At 54.9% G+C, this 19,187-nt stretch carries 16 protein-coding genes; 11 read left to right on the forward strand and 5 right to left on the reverse strand.

Features of this window, described 5'->3' with window-relative positions; translation table 11 throughout:
* Positions 1 to 78 precede the first annotated feature (78 nt).
* The 9 genes from FOM92_RS15785 to FOM92_RS15825 all read left to right on the forward strand — a co-directional run bounded on the left by FOM92_RS15785 (position 79) and on the right by FOM92_RS15825 (position 10,076).
* A complete protein-coding gene (locus FOM92_RS15785) occupies positions 79 to 2,415 on the forward strand; it encodes a TonB-dependent receptor (RefSeq protein ID WP_143777752.1) in 2,337 nt (778 codons plus the stop codon).
* Between the two features lie 333 nt (positions 2,416 to 2,748).
* Positions 2,749 to 3,120 carry a BlaI/MecI/CopY family transcriptional regulator gene (locus FOM92_RS15790; protein WP_143777753.1) on the forward strand — a complete coding sequence of 124 codons (372 nt, stop codon included), beginning with the start codon at positions 2,749 to 2,751 and terminating at the stop codon, positions 3,118 to 3,120.
* Positions 3,117 to 4,751 (forward strand): M56 family metallopeptidase, encoded by a 1,635-nt coding sequence (locus tag FOM92_RS15795; RefSeq protein WP_143777754.1) that lies wholly within the window; start codon positions 3,117 to 3,119, stop codon positions 4,749 to 4,751. Before FOM92_RS15790 ends, FOM92_RS15795 begins: the two co-directional genes overlap by 4 nt.
* Positions 4,752 to 4,859: 108 nt before the next feature.
* Positions 4,860 to 5,783, forward strand: a complete 924-nt coding sequence (locus tag FOM92_RS15800) for an MBL fold metallo-hydrolase (RefSeq protein ID WP_143777755.1) — start codon at positions 4,860 to 4,862, stop codon at positions 5,781 to 5,783.
* Between the two features lie 61 nt (positions 5,784 to 5,844).
* Positions 5,845 to 6,621: a hypothetical protein gene (locus FOM92_RS15805; protein ID WP_246087341.1), complete on the forward strand. Its 777-nt coding sequence runs from the start codon at positions 5,845 to 5,847 to the stop codon at positions 6,619 to 6,621.
* A 46-nt stretch (positions 6,622 to 6,667) separates the two neighbouring features.
* On the forward strand, positions 6,668 to 7,357 hold the full coding sequence (locus tag FOM92_RS15810; protein WP_143777756.1) for a DUF4230 domain-containing protein: 690 nt from the start codon (positions 6,668 to 6,670) through the stop codon (positions 7,355 to 7,357).
* Between the two features lie 78 nt (positions 7,358 to 7,435).
* The gene (nadA, locus tag FOM92_RS15815; RefSeq protein WP_143777757.1) at positions 7,436 to 8,425 is read left to right on the forward strand and encodes a quinolinate synthase NadA; all 990 of its coding nucleotides are present in this window, start codon (positions 7,436 to 7,438) and stop codon (positions 8,423 to 8,425) included.
* 58 nt (positions 8,426 to 8,483) lie between these two features.
* Positions 8,484 to 9,332 (forward strand): carboxylating nicotinate-nucleotide diphosphorylase, encoded by an 849-nt coding sequence (gene nadC / locus FOM92_RS15820; protein ID WP_143777758.1) that lies wholly within the window; start codon positions 8,484 to 8,486, stop codon positions 9,330 to 9,332.
* Positions 9,333 to 9,335: 3 nt separating this feature from the next.
* Positions 9,336 to 10,076: a ribonuclease T2 family protein gene (locus FOM92_RS15825; protein WP_143777759.1), complete on the forward strand. Its 741-nt coding sequence runs from the start codon at positions 9,336 to 9,338 to the stop codon at positions 10,074 to 10,076.
* A 43-nt stretch (positions 10,077 to 10,119) separates the two neighbouring features.
* On the opposite strand, the gene FOM92_RS15830 is transcribed toward FOM92_RS15825, so the two are convergent.
* The 5 genes from FOM92_RS15830 to FOM92_RS15850 are packed head-to-tail and all read right to left on the reverse strand — an operon-like array spanning position 10,120 to position 17,964.
* Entirely contained in the window at positions 10,120 to 10,542 is a 423-nt protein-coding gene (locus tag FOM92_RS15830; protein WP_143777760.1) for a DUF4112 domain-containing protein, read from the reverse strand.
* A gap of 17 nt (positions 10,543 to 10,559) precedes the next feature.
* Positions 10,560 to 12,008 (reverse strand): ABC transporter substrate-binding protein, encoded by a 1,449-nt coding sequence (locus tag FOM92_RS15835; protein ID WP_170226928.1) that lies wholly within the window; start codon positions 12,006 to 12,008, stop codon positions 10,560 to 10,562.
* A 42-nt stretch (positions 12,009 to 12,050) separates the two neighbouring features.
* A complete protein-coding gene (locus FOM92_RS15840; protein ID WP_143777762.1) occupies positions 12,051 to 13,619 on the reverse strand; it encodes a S1C family serine protease in 1,569 nt (522 codons plus the stop codon).
* Positions 13,620 to 13,630: 11 nt separating this feature from the next.
* Entirely contained in the window at positions 13,631 to 15,733 is a 2,103-nt protein-coding gene (locus FOM92_RS15845) for a transglycosylase domain-containing protein (RefSeq protein WP_143777763.1), read from the reverse strand.
* Positions 15,734 to 15,786: 53 nt separating this feature from the next.
* A complete protein-coding gene (locus tag FOM92_RS15850; protein WP_143777911.1) occupies positions 15,787 to 17,964 on the reverse strand; it encodes a primosomal protein N' in 2,178 nt (725 codons plus the stop codon).
* Between the two features lie 186 nt (positions 17,965 to 18,150).
* Between FOM92_RS15850 and FOM92_RS15855 the strand changes: the two genes are divergently transcribed.
* Complete coding sequence (locus FOM92_RS15855) at positions 18,151 to 18,750, forward strand: DUF4197 domain-containing protein (protein WP_246087372.1); 600 nt, start codon at positions 18,151 to 18,153, stop codon at positions 18,748 to 18,750.
* 85 nt (positions 18,751 to 18,835) lie between these two features.
* The coding region (locus FOM92_RS15860; RefSeq protein ID WP_281285621.1) for a transaldolase family protein at positions 18,836 to 19,187 on the forward strand (352 nt) is incomplete at its 3' end.

Below are 19,187 nucleotides of genomic sequence, written 5' to 3' on the forward strand. Positions count from 1 at the left end.
CGCTAAAGCTTTTCTTGCTTGCCTTAACTCAAGCAAAATAGTTGAGAATTGGGTAGCCGAATTTAAGGGAGGTGCCTTATGCAAAGTTCCAAGTTCCATAACCGCAATCTGATCCGTGCCGCGTTGCTCGGTGGTTGCGCCGCCGCGCTGGGTTTCAGCGCGCCTGCCATGGCGCAGGTCGAAGAAATCGTTGTGACCGCACAGAAGGTCGAAGAAAATGTGCAGGATGTGCCGATAGCGATCACCGCAGTGTCCGGCGACACGCTGACCGCAGCGGGCACAAACAGCCTCGAAAATCTTGGCCAGCTCGTCCCCTCGGTTACCTTCCGCAAGGGCACGACCAATGCAAACTCCGCCGTCGTCCTGCGCGGCGTTGGCACCATTTCCTTCTCGATTGCGGCTGAACCCAGCGTCTCGACCGTGGTTGACGGCGTCGTTCTCAGCCGTTCCGGTCAGGCCTTTGCCGATCTCGTTGAAATCGAACGTCTCGAAGTATTGCGTGGCCCGCAGGGCACCCTGTTCGGCAAAAACGCATCGGCCGGTTTGATCAACGTAGTGTCAAAGGGCGGCACCGAAACGCTGGAAGGCGAATTCACCGCTGAATATTATGAAGGCGACGAAGTCCGCACACGCGGTACCATTTCCGGCCCACTGGCCGAAAATCTGACATTCCGTGCGAATGCCTTTTTCGGAAAATATAAGGGCAACATCACCAATGTTGCACCGTTCCAGACCCGTGACAGCAAGATCAACGGTTACGAGCATTTGGGTTTCCGCGGCCTGCTCGATTTTGATAACGGCCCGGCCCGGATCAAGATCATCGCCGACTATTATGAAGCTGATGATGACTGCTGCGGTGAAGTCACCGGCGTATCGCGCGGTGCGGTGCTCAACGCCGAACTCAATCTGCCTCTGGGCGTGGCGCAGGGTGAAAACCAGCGTTTCGTCAGCCACAACCTCGTCACCCAGTCGCTTGACCGCCAATGGGGTCTGACCGTCAATGCCGATTTCGACGTTTTCAATGACCATGTGCTGAGCGCGATCTACGGTTACCGCAACTGGAACAACACCGAACTGCGTGAAGGCGACTTCCTGCCGCGTGCGATTGTTGGTACCCCCGAACTGCACGACCGTGGTTTTGTCGAAACCGATCAGCAGAGCCTCGAGCTGCGTCTGGCTTCGGACCAGAGCAAGGCATTCAAATATCAGGTTGGCGGTTTCTACTGGAAGTCCGAAAATACGCAGGACTTCACCCGTCAGGTGGTATCCTGCACGACCTCGACCCTGCCGATCGACCCTGTCACCGGCGGCCGTCCGTGCAACCTGACCGATACGGTCAACACCTTGTTCCCGACCGCAACGTCGAACAGCCTTGTGAACATCGAAAACTATGCTGTGTTCGGTCAGGCAACCTATGACTTTACCGACTGGATCGGCCTGACGGTTGGTCTGCGCTGGACGCATGACTCCATCGATTATGCCCACCGTCGCTTCCCGGGTGTGAACCGGACCACCGGCCTTCCGGCTACCGGCCCCGGTATTTCGGGCGCCCCTGCTGGCGGCACAATTGCCGGTGGCGGCAATGGCACGGTGCTGTCGACCGGATCGTCGTCCAACAGCAACTTCTCCGGCAAGGCGGTCCTGACCGTGAAGCCTACCGAAGATGTCATGCTCTACGGCAGCTATACCCGCGGGTATAAGGGTCCGGCATTCAACGTCTTCTTCAACCACACGGCACCAACAAACTCCGTGCCGATTGACGAAGAAACATCGGACTCGTTCGAACTGGGTATCAAGAGCCAGTTTGCCGACAACCGTATCCAGTTGAACGCAACGGCATTCCAGGTGACCTATGACGGGTTCCAGGCGAACAACTTCGTCCTGCTGAATGGCGCGGTTGTGACCAACCTGACCAATGCCGGTACGGTTCGCAGCACCGGTTTCGAACTGGATGCCCTCGCTAACCCGGTCGACGGTCTCGACCTGTTTGCCAGCGTTGCCTACGCCGATGCAAAGGTACGCCGTTTCAACCCCAACCCGCTGACCAACGCACCTGACGCCCGCAACGGCACGAAATTGCCGCTGGCGCCTGAGTGGAGCTGGAACATCGGTGCGGCTTATGAAACGCCGTTCAACATCTTCGGCGCCGACGCAAAGGTCTATGTCCGCACCAGCTACAACCATGTTGGCAGCCAGTTCTCCGATCTGGGCGAAAGCGGCCCGATCGACAGCTATGGTCTGTGGAATGCCAGCGTTGGCTATTCGGATGCCGACGACAATTGGCGCCTGACTTTCATCATGAAGAATATCACGGATGAAAGCTATGTCCTGCTGAACACCAGCGCCGGACAGCGTCTGCACATTCCACGCGATGCCGACCGCTATATGGGTGCAAGCCTGCGCATCCGCATCTAATCCCGACCCGGGACAGGGTCGCACCAAGGGGGCTGGAATCCATACGGGTTCCGGCTCTTTTTTTATGATTTTTTTGGGGGGTAAACCAGGACGGGTGGTGCGAGACCAGTAGCAAACCACCCGTCCTTGTTTGTGGGGTGTTGAACGCAAATAGTAATGCACTCCCCGTGCCAATTTTGCGCTGCCCAATAAAAACAGGGGTTTAGCTGGTTACCACCGCATTAACCATGATGGCGGCTGTAAAGAAGTTCGACAAAAAGCAAACGGGGGCGGATGAATGACGTTTACATCTGTAATCGAATCGATTACGTCTGTAGTCGGAGAATGCGAAAAATGACCCTTGAACGTATTAGCGATGCAGAACTGACGGTAATGGAAATCCTGTGGGAACAGGCGCCGTTGACCGCGACCGAAGTCGCGGAACGGATTCCGGCGGATCGGGACTGGTCCCTGCCGACCGTCAAGACGCTGCTGTCCCGCTTGCTGGCCAAGGCCGCGGTCGAACACCGCGCCGATGGCCGCCGTTTCCTCTATTCGCCGCTCGTGGAGCGGGAGGATTATGTGACCCATGAATCCAAGCGGCTGGTCGACCGGTTGTTCGGCGGCAAGTTCATGCCGCTGGTCGCGCATCTCGCCGAGCAGGAAAAGCTGAGCGATGCGGACATTTCCGAGATTGAGAGATTGCTGAGGGAGATGAAGTCATGAGCGTTGAATTCAGTCAGGCATGGCTGGTCGACAGCTTGTTGGTTACAACATTGCTGATGGCCGCAATTTTATGTGTCCGCAAACCGGTCGCCAAGCTGTTTGGCCCCGGCGTTGCCTACGCCCTCTGGCTCGTCCCCGCCGCCCGCCTCCTGATGCCCAGCCTCGAAGGCGATTCGGTGCCTTTGGCGGAAAACAGCCAAAATATCAGCGAAGCCGTCCGGCAGTCGGTCCTGGCCTCAGTACCGTCGGAAGCTTCAGCCGGGTTAACAAACTCGGCAAGCAGTGTCGTTGCAACGGTTGATTTCATGGCGCTGGGCATTACATTCTGGTTGGGCGGAGCGGTGCTGTTTTTCATCATCCAGATGATCCGCTACGCCTCCATGCGCGACGACCTCCTCGCCGAGGCCGAAGAAATCGCGCAGATTGACGGCGTCAAGGTGGTGGCGTCCGATGTCGTCGCCGGACCGCTCGCCTTCGGTCTGTTCAAACGCTACATCGCGGTTCCGCTGGACTTCACCAAAACCTATTCCCCCGCCGAACGCGAACTCGCCCTGGCCCACGAAATGGCGCACCACAAATCCGGCGATCTCTTCGCCAATCTGGTCGCCTTCATCATCCTGTGCCTGCAATGGTTCAACCCCGTCGCCTGGATGAGCTGGGACGCATTCCGCTTCGATCAGGAAGCCGCCTGCGACGCCCGCGTCCTCGCCGGAAAAGGCGCAGAAGAACGGGCCATTTACGGACAGGCACTGGCACGCACCGCCTTTGACGGCGTGCCCACATTCGCAACGGCGCTGAATTCGCCGAAAACCATAATTGAAAGACTGAGGAGGCTTACCATGAAAGACGCCAGCACCCAGCGCCGGCTGCTCGGCAAACTGGGAATTTTGACCGCTGTGGCCGTCATACTTCCCTTGACCGCAACAATTGTTCCGGCCGTCGTTGCCCAGGATCAGGCTGCTGCCGAAGATGGAAAGGCCGAAGTGGTCAAACGGAATGTCAAGATCATCAAGATCAAAAAGGATGGCGAAACTGTCGACGTTGTCGGCCATGACGGCGACGGTGAAGTCACCAAGGTCGAGCGCGATGGCAAAACTTTCATTTTCCGCACCGACAAAAAGCTGACCGAACAGGAAGTCGAGCAGTGGATCGAAAAGGCAGAGAAGTCACGGATGGAAGCCGACAAGGCGCTTGCTGAAGCCGATGGTGCACGCGCCGAGGCGGATATTGCCCAAGGTGCCGCCGAGAGCGCTGCTGCCGCCGCCGAGGGGGCTCGCGCTGCCGCTGAAGTTGGCCGTCGCGAGGCAATCCGTGTCATGACCAACATGAATATCGCATCCTATATTCCCGAGATCGACATCAAGGAAATCACCAAGAATTGCCAGGAAGGACAGCCTGTAACAACCGATGTCAGCGGATTTGACGGGCAGCACCGCTCGCGCATCCGCCTGGTAATGTGCGGTAAGGGACAAGCCAAGATTGCCCGACTCGAAGCTATCAAGGGTTTGCGCGAAGCCCGTGGAGATATCGACAAGGATAAGGATATCCCTGAAACTGTCCGCAAAGAAGTGGTCGAAAAGCTCGAGCAGCAGATCCGCAAACTGGAAAGCCAAGCGGACAAGGCCGATTAACAGGGTGAACTGAACCGAACATAAGCTCCCCTTTTCAATTTGTTCGGCCGGGGCGGTTTTCTTGAACCGCCCCCTTTTCTTTTTACCCCAATGCGCCATATCGGTTTCATGAGTTGGCCCGACAGCATTCGCGCAGGCGAAACCGAACAGCATGAACCGCTGGTCCGCCGCGTTCTTGCTCCCAATCCTTCACCTTACACATATACGGGCACGCAAACATGGCTGGTCGGCGCGGGCGAAGATGTTGCGATAATTGACCCCGGACCAACCGGAAGCGGCCAAAGCGTTGGTGATCCGGCGGATATTAACGGCGAGGGGCATGTTGATGCAATTTTGCGCGCTATCGACGGAAAGCGGGTCGCCGCAATCCTGTGTACTCACACGCATCGCGACCATTCTCCGGCTGCCGCACCCTTGAAGCTGGCAACCGGTGCGCCGATTATCGGTTGTGCGCCTCTGGTCCTGAAGGACGATGGTCCGCGGGCGGACAGCGCTTTTGATCCCGACTATGCCCCTGACCGGATATTGTCAGATGGTGAAAACATTTACGGTGATGGCTGGACGCTGGAAGCCGTAGCTACGCCCGGGCATACATCCAACCACATCTGTTACGCGCTTGTCGAAAGCGGGGCCCTGTTCACTGGGGATCACGTAATGAAATGGTCAACAAGTGTAGTTAGTCCACCGGATGGCGATATGAGCGCCTATATGGCGAGCTTGCAAAAGCTGTATGATCGTGAGGATCGCATCTACTATCCGGCCCATGGCCCGGCGGTCGATAATCCCCGTCAATTGGTCCGTGGGATGATCGGGCATCGGCGGCAGAGAGAGAGGCAGATATTGAACCTCTTGGAAAGCGGCGAGGGGCACATCCCCGCCATGGTAGCTGCGATGTACAAGGGACTGGATCCCCGTTTGACAGGCGCCGCAGGACGTTCTGTACTGGCACATCTCGTTGATCTTCAAAATCGCGGTGAGGCAACGCTTTCCGGGGATCGTTGGCTAAAAGCCGAGAGCGCAGCAACTGCTTGAGCTTTCAGCGAACGACTGTTACTCCTTCATGCGGGTCAGCTTACCATATAGGGAGGGATATATGGCGACATTAGCGCCCGCAGCCCCGGCTGCATCTTCGGATGACCGTTTTTTCATGCGCATGGCAATCGTCATCGCTCTTACAATCATAGCCGGTTTTACCATCCAGTTTGCCATGGGACGCTCCACGCTAGCAGCGCGACCTCTCGTCCATCTGCACGGCCTTGCCTTCATGGGCTGGGTCGTATTGTTTGTGACACAAGTTAGGCTCGCGACAAGCGGACCCTTATCGCTGCACAGGCGATTGGGATGGGTTGCGGCGGGCTGGGCGGTTTTGCTCGTTGTTATGGGTTTCGCCATTACGATAGACGTGGCGCGGTTAGGAAAAACACCCTTCTTCTTTCTCCCGCAGTATTTCCTGATCGCTAATCCTCTTACGGTATTGTGCTTTGCCCTCTTGACTGCCTCGGCAATCCGTCGCCGCCGGGACCCCGATTGGCATAAGCGGCTCCATATTTGTGCGACTATTGCGATTATTGGTCCAGGTCTTGGTCGGATATTACCCATGCCATTGATGGGACCTTATGCCTTCGATATTGTTGTGGCTGTGTCTCTACTTTTCCCGTTCCTCGGTATGATCCGTGACCTGAGGAATGGTGGACGAATTCATCCTGCCTGGTGGCGTGGTGTAATCGCCATCGCACTGATTGTCCCGCTCGCTCATGTTATCGCCAACTCTCCGGTCGGTGACTTTCTCTATGCCGCCATAACGACCGGTCATCCCGGTGCAGCCATGCCACCATGGGAATTCGGTCCACCGCCGCCAATGCCAAGCTGACGGAGATGGCATTGGCGAAAGCGCCATCAGTCCTTATGTCAAGGCGATGAACGAATTCTCCTTGCCTAAATGGCCGATGCGTTTGGGCGTATGGCTTATACCCGCTTTGCTTTTGCTGGGTATTTGGTGGGCGCTAGATGGTTTTCGGACTTGGCGTGACGGACCTTCGCCCGAAACAATTGCAAGCGCCAGCCTCACGGGCATTCGTGAGCAGAACCGGTTGTCAGCATTTGCTGCAAATTACGCGGCTGTCGTTACCAGCGAACAGCAGCGTTTCGGTTTGTCGGCGAAGAAGACGCTGATCATGCAGGGTCTGGTCAGATACGAAGTAGATTTAAGCAAATTGAAAGATGAAGATGTCCGCTGGGACGCATCGACTGGCATCTTGCGGGTAAAGATTCCTCCTATCGAGACCGCGCCGCCGCAAATCGATCTTAAATCGATCCAGGAATATGGAGAGAATGGGATTTTACGCACATTCACTGATGTTGATGATGTTCTGGACGAAGCAAATCGCGATAAGGGCGTGGCTGAACTCATACGGCAGGCGAACGGCCCGGTTCCCATGCGACTTGCACGCGACGCCTTCAAAAGGGCTGTTACGAACAACTTTCAGTTTCCGTTGCGGGCAGCAGGTCTCGATGCCAAAGTTCAAGTCTATTTTGCCGATGAACTAGGAGGAAATGTCACGACCAGATGGGATGAATCCACTCCTTTGAGCGAGATTGTGAAATAAAATCCGGTTGCAGGCGAAGACAAGCCATCTTCAATGCGCTAATGCGTGGCGAATTGCCGAAATTAATGGAAATTGAAAATGAACGCTCCATCCCGTGAAAGCCTGAAGGGCGTTGATCTCCTCAGCGAAATCAACCGGCTGAAAAAAGAACGTAATGCGGTCATACTAGCGCACTATTATCAAAAGCCGGAAATTCAGGATCTTGCAGATTTTGTCGGGGATAGCCTTGAGCTCAGCAAACGCGCCGCTGAAACCGATGCGGATGTCATTGCCTTTTGCGGCGTAAAATTCATGGCCGAAACTGCAAAGATATTGAGCCCGCAAAAAACGGTCATTTTACCGGACTTAGCGGCTGGATGTTCGTTGGAAGATGCCTGTCCGCCAGGTAAGTTTAAGGCGTTCCGCGATGCGCATCCCGATCATATTGCTCTGACTTACATTAACTGTTCTGCCGAAGTGAAAGCATTGTCCGATATCATCGTGACGAGCAGCAGCGCCGAGACAATCCTCGCCCAGATACCCTTGGATCAGAAAATCATCTTTGGGCCTGACCGCCATTTGGGGGGATATTTGTCCCGCAAGTTCAACCGGGATATGCTATTGTGGCCAGGTGTCTGCATCGTCCATGAAGCATTTAGCGAGACTGAGTTGCTGAAACTGAAGGCGCAATATCCCGGCGTACCCGTGGCGGCGCATCCGGAATGCCCGCCCCATATAATCGATCATGCCGATTATGTGGGATCCACCAGTGGTATATTGCAATTCGCTAGAACCCTGACCGGCGATACGCTGATTGTCGCGACAGAACCGCATATCATACACCAGATGGAAAAGTCGGAGCCGTCGAAGAAGTTCATCGGCGCGCCGGGCGCAGACGGGAACTGCGCGTGTAACATATGTCCCTATATGGCGTTGAATACGATGGAAAAGCTTTATCTGGCGTTGCGCGATTTGCAGCCCCAGATCACGCTAGATGAAGAAATAAGGCTTGCAGCAAAACGCAGTTTAGACCGGATGCTGGAGATGGCCAGCGGCACTATCGGAAAGGGCGATTTGGGAAGAGCTTAGCGACTTCCCGCTCCATCCCTAGTTTTCTATCCCATTGAGCTCTTGGATTGGCTTAGACATGAAATTCGCGTTGAAAGACTTTCATTTGCGGTCCTTTGTTGCGGCGACGCTTTCCGAAGATTTGGGACCGACCGGTCGCGACATCACATCTGAAAGTGTTATCCCATCGGACGTCCATTTTGCGGGCGTAATGGATAGCCGAGATCCCATAGTGGTTGCAGGACTGCCGATCGCAGCGGCATTTTTCAAATATCTCGATTCCAATATGAAAATCGACATTTTGGCGGCAGAGGGTCAGTATGTAGCCGCCGGCACCGACCTGATGTGGCTAAAAGGACGTGCGCGCGCCATGCTAACTGCAGAACGTTCGGCATTGAACACTGTCCAGCATCTTTCAGGAATTGCCACTATGACGCGCAAATATGTGGAAGCGATTGCGGGCACAGGTTGCACCTTACTCGACACCCGCAAAACGATCCCGGGGCTTCGCATATTGGAGAAATATGCGACGAGAATGGGAGGTGCCACCAACCACAGGATGGGCCTGTGGGATGCCGCGATGATCAAGGATAACCATGTCGCCGTAGCCGGTAGTGTTGAAGAAGCCGTGCGGCGAGCCAAAGACGCGGGCGTAGCTCGTATAATTCTCGAAGTTGATCGGATTGCACAGATCGAACCAGGCTTGGCAGCAGGTGCCAACCATTTGCTACTCGACAATATGGATGTTGAGGAATTGAGGGCTGCAGTTGCTCTCGTCGCTGGTCGTGTGCCGACCGAAGCGTCGGGAGGTGTCACTCTGGAAACGATCCGGGCCAAGGCTGAGACTGGTGTTACCTACATTTCCGTAGGACGACTGACCCAAAGTGCCCCGGCTGCGGATATCGGACTGGATTTCGCGCAAGCTTGAGGAATGGCGCCGCGGCTTTTCTTGGTGTTGTTATGGGCTTGGTTCTCGTTTGCGCCTGTGCATGCCCAAGCTTGGCAATGCCGCACACCCGCCTATGTTCCACGTCCGGCATTGGAATTGCCGACATCGGGGGAAATACGCCGTTCACCAGTGAAAGGCTATACATTGGCGTTGAGTTGGAGCCCTGAACAATGTCGGGGGCGCAAGCACGATCCTTTCATGCGCTACCAATGCTCCGGTGAAATTGGTGAATTCGGCTTTGTTTTGCACGGTCTGTGGCCCGAAACAAACGGTCCACGCTATCCACAATATTGCAGAACGGTCGGTGTGCTAACGCGCGAAGTAGTAAGGAGCAACATGTGTGTCACGCCTACGCCGCAACTGCAGCAACATGAATGGGCTAAGCATGGGACATGTATGGCAAAAACACCCGAAGCTTATTTCGGTGCCGCTCGGCTATTGTTTCATGCTATCCAGTTTCCCGACATGGTTCGGCTTTCACGCCAATCGGAGCGCGGCACGCCGTTGGCGGCCGCAACAATTGCAGAAGCGTTTGCGGAGCTGAATGAAGGGCTGCCTGTCGACGCAATGCGCGTCAAGGCCAACAAAAATGGTTGGCTGGAAGAGGTGAGAATATGTCTGGGTTTAGACTTTAAGCCCCGAAAATGCCCGAGACGGGCGAAAGACACAGCAAATAGTGCGACGGTAAAGGTTTGGCGCGGTACAGTTAAAGCAGCAAGATAGGGGTCGACCGAAGGTTTCTGTCGGCACATTGTTGTCGGAGTAACTAACCCTCTATTGTTCGTGTTCCGGGGTGATGCTTGTCGAGATGCTTTTTGATGATCCGAAGGTTCTTGCTGTTAGATCGCCAAACAAAGTCGAATACATCGCCAACCAGAGGTACCGCTCCAATCGCAGTATCCAGACCAACATTAGCTGCCATACGCATAAGCTGCCATTTGGACATTCCCAAATTGCGCGCTTCCCAGACAATATAGGCACCCATTGCGGCGGTTACGACATCACCAAGCACTGGCACCAAGCCGACCACCGTATCCAGCCCAAAAGGAATTCTGGTTCCGGGGATGTGAAATGACCGTTCAAGCACTTTTTCCATTGCTTCTACGCGTGCACGCACCGAATGGGGATCACTCCCCATGCCTGGCAAATCTTTGGCCAATTGACTAAACTGTTCTTGCGAAAGTGGCATTTGATGCTCCTTTCTTGTTATGTTGTGTCACGCCCCAGATATTGCAACAGGTGCCAGCCGCGTCCGTTCGAGACATGCCCCAACAATCCAGGCCGCGCGACCGACCAGCGCAACGGGTTGGCAATTGGGATGAAGTTACGCATTTCCTGTAATTCGGCTTCAGCTTGCGAGAGTAATTGAGCCCGAGCCTCAATTGTGCTCGCCATACGGGCTTCGTAAACCAGCCTGTCCGCATCTTGGCTGCAGATCACACTCACGGTGCAAGACAATTGGTCCATATACCATGCTGGACTCGATTGATCAGCCGTGCGGTCGATCAATCGTATATCATGCGGACGGTCGATAGTCACACGTTCGACCTCAAGTCCGATTGAAGCCATATCTGCCTTGAGACGGGCAAAAAATATACGCCCACCAAAACCGCGCGGTAATGCAATCCTCAGGGCGCGCACTTGACCGTTGCTGTTTTCCCAAGATTCAATCGTTCTCTTTGCAGTTGCTCTACGCGCATCTATCTGTCCCATCGTCCAACTAGGCCGGGGAATAGACAACCGATTTGGCAGGTTTTCCGGGACCAAAGTCAGAGCTTCACGCCACGCCATGATATCGAATGCGGTCAAAAGTTTCGGGCGATCAATAGCCATTGCTATGGCGTCACGATTCTCACGCGAAGACAAAAACGGACCGCCTTCGACGAATAGCAAGCCAAAAAGCCCGGGCACCGGATCGAAATGAATTTCACCGGCATTTATTTGCGCCGCCTCGAGCAATGGGAAGTCTTCAAAACGCCCGCCTTCGACCAGGTCGCTCTGCCCTTCGATGTAGCGTGCCAGTGCCAAAGACGCCGGACTGCTTCGGATGGTGACCGTTTCCGGTTCAAGCACGGTCTTTCCTTCGTCATCAAAACTCCGAAGGCGTAATTGCATCGCGTCGCCTAGTTTTTCAGCTTGCATGGGTCCCGAACCAAAACCACGCCTTGCAAGACCGAAGTCCGGCTGCGCAAGCATCTCCAAAAGATAAGGCATTGGTGCCTTCAACCGAATTTCGACAACTTTGCCCGTCATGGGTACAACGCGATCAATAATCGCCAATTCCGAATTGAACCGACCTTTGCGTAGTTCCTTAATTCGGCTGGTCAAAAGGCCAGCAACATCATTCGACGTCACCTCGCGACCATCGTTCCAACGAGTTTTGTTTAATCGAAAGATGTAACTCAAACCGTCATCCGTAACGATCCAACGGTTGGCGAGGCCGGGGGCTACCCGGCCCTTACTGTCAAATGTCACCAGACCCTGCGCCGTCGCCCCACGTAGATATGCGGATGCTAGCGGAAGAGGTATCGCAGAAATGCTGAACGGGCGCGGACGATTTTCTATGATATCAACCCGAACGCGGCTGTTATCCACCCCTTCGGCACATCCTGCCAGAAGCATTAATACTGTGATGAAACACAACAGGCGGGTCATTGTGTCACAATAGACACAATGGCTTTTGGCACAATGCATCTGTTACTTTTCCGTGCATGCAAAAACCAGAATCTCGTTCGGAGATGATGGAAGCACTTCACGTACCGCTTTGTTCATATTGTCGATCTTGCCTGCCGTTTCGGGGTCAGGACTGCATGTAGTAACTTCATATCTCTGGCGCGCTACTCGCGCTTTCTCCATCGCGTCCAATCCCAAAAGATACCGCTCAATACGATACAACTTGTTCTGAGGATCGTAGCTCACGACGGATACCTGCGCTTCACTATTTGGAACGAAACTACGGGACCAAGTCCCCCCATTTTCGACATATTGGGTTCTACCGTTCACGCATCCATTCTTGGACCAGGTAAACATGACATCGCTGGTATCCGATACCGTAACGCGGCTTCGCTCCGGCTGCAAAACACATCGACGTTTCCCATTATCGGGCGATCTGGCAATGCCTTTGCCCGCGATGTCATTTTTGAGATTCTCGGTCATAGCTGCACGGACACGTTCGTCGACTTCGTCAAACGAAGGTCGCGCGAAAAACACAATTATGGACAAGGCTAATGCTGTGCCTCCGACGCTGGCGGCAATCTTAAACCGGTCGGGTTGCTCACGCTCTGCGAATTGCCATGCAGCACCGCCTGCAACTGCACTGAGAACGAGCAGAAGGGTGGCAAGGGCGATATGGTTTTCGCGCTCGCCTATCACGGCGTGTTCGGCATCGCTGCGAACCTTTCCTTCGCGGCTCCGCTTTAGCTCGGCTGCAATACGCGCTTCGGTTTCTACTTTCGCCCTTCGCGCAGCTTCACGCTCGGCCTCGGCTCGTGTCAATTCGGCGACGGATCGGCATTCACTCGAAACTGCAGCAAGATTAACGTCATTGCTTTGCAGAAAGGTGATGACCTCGCGCACAGAAATAGCGAAGTAAAATTCGGCGCCACCACCATCGGCGACCGACCCGAAAGAGTTTATGCCGATGACGCGGCCACAGGAATCGGCGAGCGGCCCGCCGCTGCTCCCGGGTGCGATTGGCGCGGTATGAAGGAGGGATTCGACAGATTTGGAACTGCGTCCCGATGATATTGTGCCGCGCGTCTTCACCGGCGGTGATGGACGCAGGACATCCGCTTCGCTTTGCTCCAGAGCTATGTCGACATTTGCGGGATATCCGATTGCGAATACATCTGCACCGTCGCCGACTATTCCGGAAAAGAAACTGGCCGGTATGAGACGACCATTGCCTGCTATTTGCAGTAAAGCGAGATCTTTATTTGGCGACGAAGCTAATAAACGCGCGCTGTAGGTCGCGCTTCCTTCCGATGGAATAACTGTAAATGTGACACTTTCGTCTGAACGGGCCGGTTCCGCTACGTGCGCGTTGGTTACGATCCTGTCTGCAGTGACCGCCACACCGGATCCATATCCGATCAACGTCCGCTGACCATCAGAAGAACTGAATACGGCAATCCGAACGACGCTGCGTGTTGCAGCGGCTATATCCGAAGCGTCGCCGCGCGATTGCGACATGGCAAAGGGGGACAGGAGGAGTAAAAGCGCAAGAAAATATCGCATGCGCCAGTCGACCATAAAAGTGCGGGTCAATCAACCTGCCATCACCGGCGCGTTTCATTTTCCTTTGGTGTAGGCTGCACCTCCACACCTTCCCGACCAAGGCGAATATCCAAGGGGACACCCCCCACCTCGGTATTGACCGTTACACCATCCTGTTCGTTGATACGCACGTCAGTGTTTCGAATACCTTCTGGCAACTCGGGAAGTTCGGGCAAGTCCAATGGTTCAACTGGTCCTTCAGGGTCCGGCTTCCGTATAGGTTTCGGTGTAGCCTTGGGCGCAGCCCCCTTTACGGCCTGGCTCATGAAATTGCGCCAGATCCTGGCAGGCAACCCACCCCCGTTTATACCGCGCAACGGACTATTATCGTCATTTCCAATCCAGACACCCACCACGAGATCTCCGGCAAAGCCGACGAACAAAGCGTCCCTGTTGTCTTGGCTGGTTCCTGTTTTTCCATATGCAGGAATTGAAAGACGCGCGGCTCGTCCCGTTCCGTCAGTCACGGTCGCTCCCAACAGATCGAGCAACATTTGGTGCGTTCGCCCACTGAAACTGCGCGGACCGGAAAATAGCCATTCGATCCAGCTTTGCTCTTCCTGCTTGAAAGCGTGTGGTTCGACAGGCCACGCATTACCGGCAACCCCCGCGTAAGCCGAAGTTAACTCGAGTAAGGTGATGCCCGAACTGCCCAAGGCGAGGCTTGGGTCTAAATTTAGTTTGCTCGTAACGCCAAGGTCTTCTGCTGCCTTGGCCACCGCTTCCCCTCCAACCTGTTGGTATAGGCGAACGGAGGCAACGTTGCTGGATCGCGCAAAGGCCTCTTTGAGGCTGATGTCCCCCCGGTAATTGTCACCTGAATTTTTCGGACGGTATAGACCTTCATTGATAGGTGTATCCGCAATTAGGGAATTGGGGGTCATTCCGGAACGTAGTGCAGCAAGATACACAAATAGTTTGAACGTCGAACCCGGCTGCCGTTTTGCCTGAGTAACGCGATTGAACGGAGAATCCTTGTAACTTCGGCCGCCTACCATTGCGACAACTTCACCATTGGGCCGCATAGCCACCAACGCAACCTGCGCCTTACCCAGGCCTGCATTGGCCGTTACCCGGCGTGCAATATTTTGCAGGCGGGCGTCGAGAGTAGTCGTAATCCTGACGTCGGAATAACCACTTTCGGTTAGCAGACGTGCCTGTGGAATTGCCCAGTCTGCAAAATAGGTGCCCGTAGGAAGACTGTCGCGCACACGGACATCCAGTCGGGCCACCGGTGTAGCATCGGCCTGTGCCTGTGTGATTGCGCCATTGGCTACCATCGCACGCAGCACCAGCTTGGCCCTCTTCGCAGCGCGTTCGGGGTTTTTGGTGGGAGCCAACCGCGAAGGGGCCTGAACCAGGCCAGCCAACATAGATGCTTGTGAAAGCGTCAGCCGCTCCGGCTGACGGTAAAAATAGTGCAGCGAAGCTGCGCGCAAACCATAAACATTGTCACCGAAATAGACGTTAGACAGATATCGTTCCAATATCTCATCCTTTGTCAAACGCCCTTCAAGCCAGAAGGCAATCAGCATTTCGCGCGCCTTTCTGGTAAGGCTGCGTTCGGGCGTCAAAAAGGTAAATTTGGCCAGTTGCTGCGTAATTGTGCTGCCGCCTTGCGTAATGCCGCTGCCAAACGCATTTGACCATGCAGCACGCGCCAATCCGCGCGGGTCGATCCCCCAATGCGAATAAAAACGGCGGTCCTCAATCGACAGAAAGGCCTGCACGACATGCGGTGGCAAAGTGCTGACATCGACGGGTTTATCGACAATAGCTCCGTTTCGGGCGATGGGCGTACCGTCCGACGCCAGCAATGTAATGCGGGGTGGCGCAATAGGTTGTAACGATTTTGAAAGAGGTGCGGTTATCGCCAACCACAGGATCAACAACATGAAAAGGGCTAGAAATCCCGCAAAAAGACGCGAAAACCACCACCACCTTGTTTTTCCGAGAAACGGTTTTTTGGGTGGTGCCGGAGGAGCTTCACCTTCCCATGGCTTGGGGTTGTCGGGGAACAGGCCGGCATAGGCCTGATCGAACGCCGCCAGACGACTGTCGATGTCAGGTACCGCAGGGGGTCGATTGTCGCGTTTGAAGAACATCGATTGGCTGTATTATCTATATAAGACGCTAAAGGCGAGTGAAAAAATCGGCTTCACAAAAAGCTGTAGGGGTCTACATCGACGCCGACCCTGACGCTACGGGGAAATTGTATTCCGCCTAACCACTCACGGATGATTGCCTGCATCTCCACCGACCGCTGGGCGTGTACCAAAAGACGTTGCCGGTAGCGGCCGCGTAGCATGGCAAGCGGTGCAGGGGCGGGGCCATATATATACATGCCATCTGTCCGAGGTGCCGCCGCGCCGATCGCACGCGCGGCTTCTATAGCTTCGCGTTCGTCTTCGGACGAAATGATAATGGCGGCAAATCTTCCAAAAGGCGGCGCCCCTGCAGATTTGCGCTGTTCAGTTTCAGCATCATAAAAAGCATCACGGTCGCCTGCAACCAATGCGGCTATCACCGGATGGTTTGGATTGCGTGTCTGGATGAAGACTTCACCAGGCTTTTCGCCGCGACCTGCGCGCCCTGCCGCTTGTGCAATTTGCTGAAAGGTACGTTCAGCAGCGCGCAGATCGCCACCTTCCAGGCCAAGATCCGCGTCAATAACCCCGACAAGTGTTAATTCGGGAAAGTGATAGCCTTTCGTGACCAATTGCGTGCCGATAATGATATCGACGGCTTTGCTTTCTACGCGGGCGACAAATTCTGCCGCTTTTTCCGGAGACCAGAGCGTATCTGATGTCGCGACGATGGTCCGGGCTTCAGGCAGGAGCCGGTTTACTTCATCGGATATCCGTTCGACGCCTGGTCCGCAGGCTACCAATGTGTCTGCCTCGCCACATTCCGGGCATTCCTCGGGCGGCGGCATCACATGACCGCAATGGTGACAGGCCAAGCGGCGAACCAGCCGATGTTCGACCATCCAACTTGTGCAATTCGGGCATTGGAATCGATGTCCGCACGTGCGACATAATGTAAGCGGCGCATAACCTCGGCGATTAAGAAAGAGCAGGCTTTGTTCGCCCCGGTCCAACCTTTCTTCAAGCGCCTTAAGCAAAGTAGGTGCTATCCAGTGCTGGCGCTCGGGGGCATCGACGGTAAGGTCGATGGCTTTGATCTCAGGCATTTTCGCCGCCCCGAACCTCGAAGGAATTTCCAACCCCTTGTAACGTCCGATGGCAACCATATGCCGTGATTCCAGTGCGGGCGTTGCCGACGCAAGCACGACCGGAAATCTTTCAAAACGCCCGCGCATGACTGCGACATCCCGGGCATGGTAGCGGACCCCGTCTTCCTGTTTGAAACTGGTTTCATGGGCTTCATCAACAATGATGAGGCCAGGATTTGCAAAGGGCAAAAAAAGAGCCGACCGTGCACCGACAAGCACTTTCGCACTTCCATCGGCGATGGCCCGCCATACGCGCCGACGTTGGGTTGAGCGCATATTGGAATGCCACGTCGCAGGTTCTACGCCAAAGCGTTCTTCGAAACGTTTCAAAAATGGTTGGGTAAGCGCGATTTCCGGTAACAGCACGAGGATCTGCTTTTTCTGACGCAATGCTTCGGCGACGGCCTCGAAATAGGTCTCGGTCTTTCCCGATCCCGTTACGCCATCAAGGACAAAGGTCGTGAATGATCCTTCACGTACAGCGGACGTCATCGCATCTGCTGCTGTTTGTTGAGCTGCATTCAATTGCGGGGCGGCAAAATCGGGGAGTGCTTCGGGAAATGGGGTGTCGACACTGATTGTAACGGGCTCAAATGCGCCTGCTTTGATTAATCCGCGAATGATGTTGTCGCTCACTCCGGCCTCGGCGGCCAGTTCACGTACCAAGCCCTGCGCCCCTTCCAGTGCATCCAATGCTGCGGCCCGTTGCGGCGTAAGGCGTGCAGGTTCCAACCCAGTGCGGCGATATTCGGTGATCGTGCCCGATGTTGTGAAGGCCGCAGATGAAGCCAAAACCATGCGCAATACCGCAGAATGTTGCGTCAGGTAATAATCGGCAACCCAATCAACCAAGCGGCGCAATCCCTTCCCGATTGGAGGGCATTCGACAAGTTCGAGCACGTTCCGCAGTTTTTTAGCATCCACGGGGTCGTCGCCAAATATGTCTTCATCCCAGATAACCCCGGGCAGCTTACGCGGTCCCAGCGGCACCATCACCACGCAGCCCGGCTTCGCATTCATCCCGTCAGGAAGACGATAGTCGAGCGGGCCAATTGCCTGCGTCAGCAAGACAACTCGTACGCGTTTGAGGGGAGGATTCATAAACGCGATATAGGCATGCAATTGCTGCGCGTCACCATCTTGCACGACGCGTTCATGGAATTGGCAGGTGATTGCTGCTATCGCAGTAAAGGAGGAGACCACCGAATGACCGTTCAAACCAGCCGTCGCTATATCCTGCTTTCGGGGGCAGCGCTTGCCACATTGATGCTGCCCGGATGCCAGAGCATGCCTGGGTTAAGTTTGACCGAAGCCATCCGGCGGCTTCTGACGATTGCCTCGCAAAATGCATTTGCCCTTTTGTTGCAGCCCGGCGGATTTTACGACAGTTCGGTAGCGCGCATTTCACTGCCGGACAAACTGGGCGGAGAGCGTGGAACGGGCATCTTATCGGTCGTTTTGCAGAGCCGTCAGTTTCGTGACCGCTTGCAGCGCCAATTGAATCGTGCCGCTGAAAAAGGTGCGGAAAGGGCAGCACCTTTGGTGGCAGATGCTGTCCGTAATTTGAGTATCGAAGATGCTGCGTCGGTTGTGCGAGGTGGACCGCAAGCGGCAACATCTTTTTTGCGCGGCAAAATGGGTCCAGCGCTTCTTGAAGCAATGCTTCCCGGTATTTCCGATGGATTGCGGTTGTTTGACGATCAAATCATTAGCCAGGCCGTTCGTTCGGTGGCTGGATTTGATGTCGCTGCATTGGCTCAAGATATTACTCGGAAGGCAGATGACAGTATCTGGGCCGCGATCGGATTGGAAGAATCGGCAATCCGCACTAATCCGCAAAAAACAAATGATCCGCTGTTGATTGGAGTGTTTGGCTTGACAAGGTGATGCGGCATCGAACGGACTTGGATTCCCAAGGGTTTGTTACTAGGCAAGGAAAACGAATCCAATCCGATTGAAAGCAACCCTCACTATGAAATTTTTTGCCGACACAGCCGAAATTGACGACATCAAGGAACTGGCGGCGACAGGATTGCTGGATGGTGTGACGACCAATCCGTCTTTGATCGCAAAGTCAGGCCGGGACTTTATCGAGGTGACGCGGGAGATTTGCGCGCTGACCGATGGGCCTGTGTCTGCCGAGGTTGTGGCGCTTGATCATGCGACGATGATGAAAGAGGCCGAGATATTGCGCAAAATTGCGGACAATGTCTGCATCAAGGTGCCGCTGACGATTGACGGGCTGAAGACGTGCAAGGCGCTGACGGGCGAGGGGACGATGGTCAATGTGACCTTGTGCTTTTCGGCAAACCAGGCGTTGCTTG

The sequence above is a fragment of the Sphingorhabdus contaminans genome (genome assembly GCF_007280415.1).
Lineage (GTDB): Bacteria > Pseudomonadota > Alphaproteobacteria > Sphingomonadales > Sphingomonadaceae > Sphingorhabdus_B > Sphingorhabdus_B contaminans.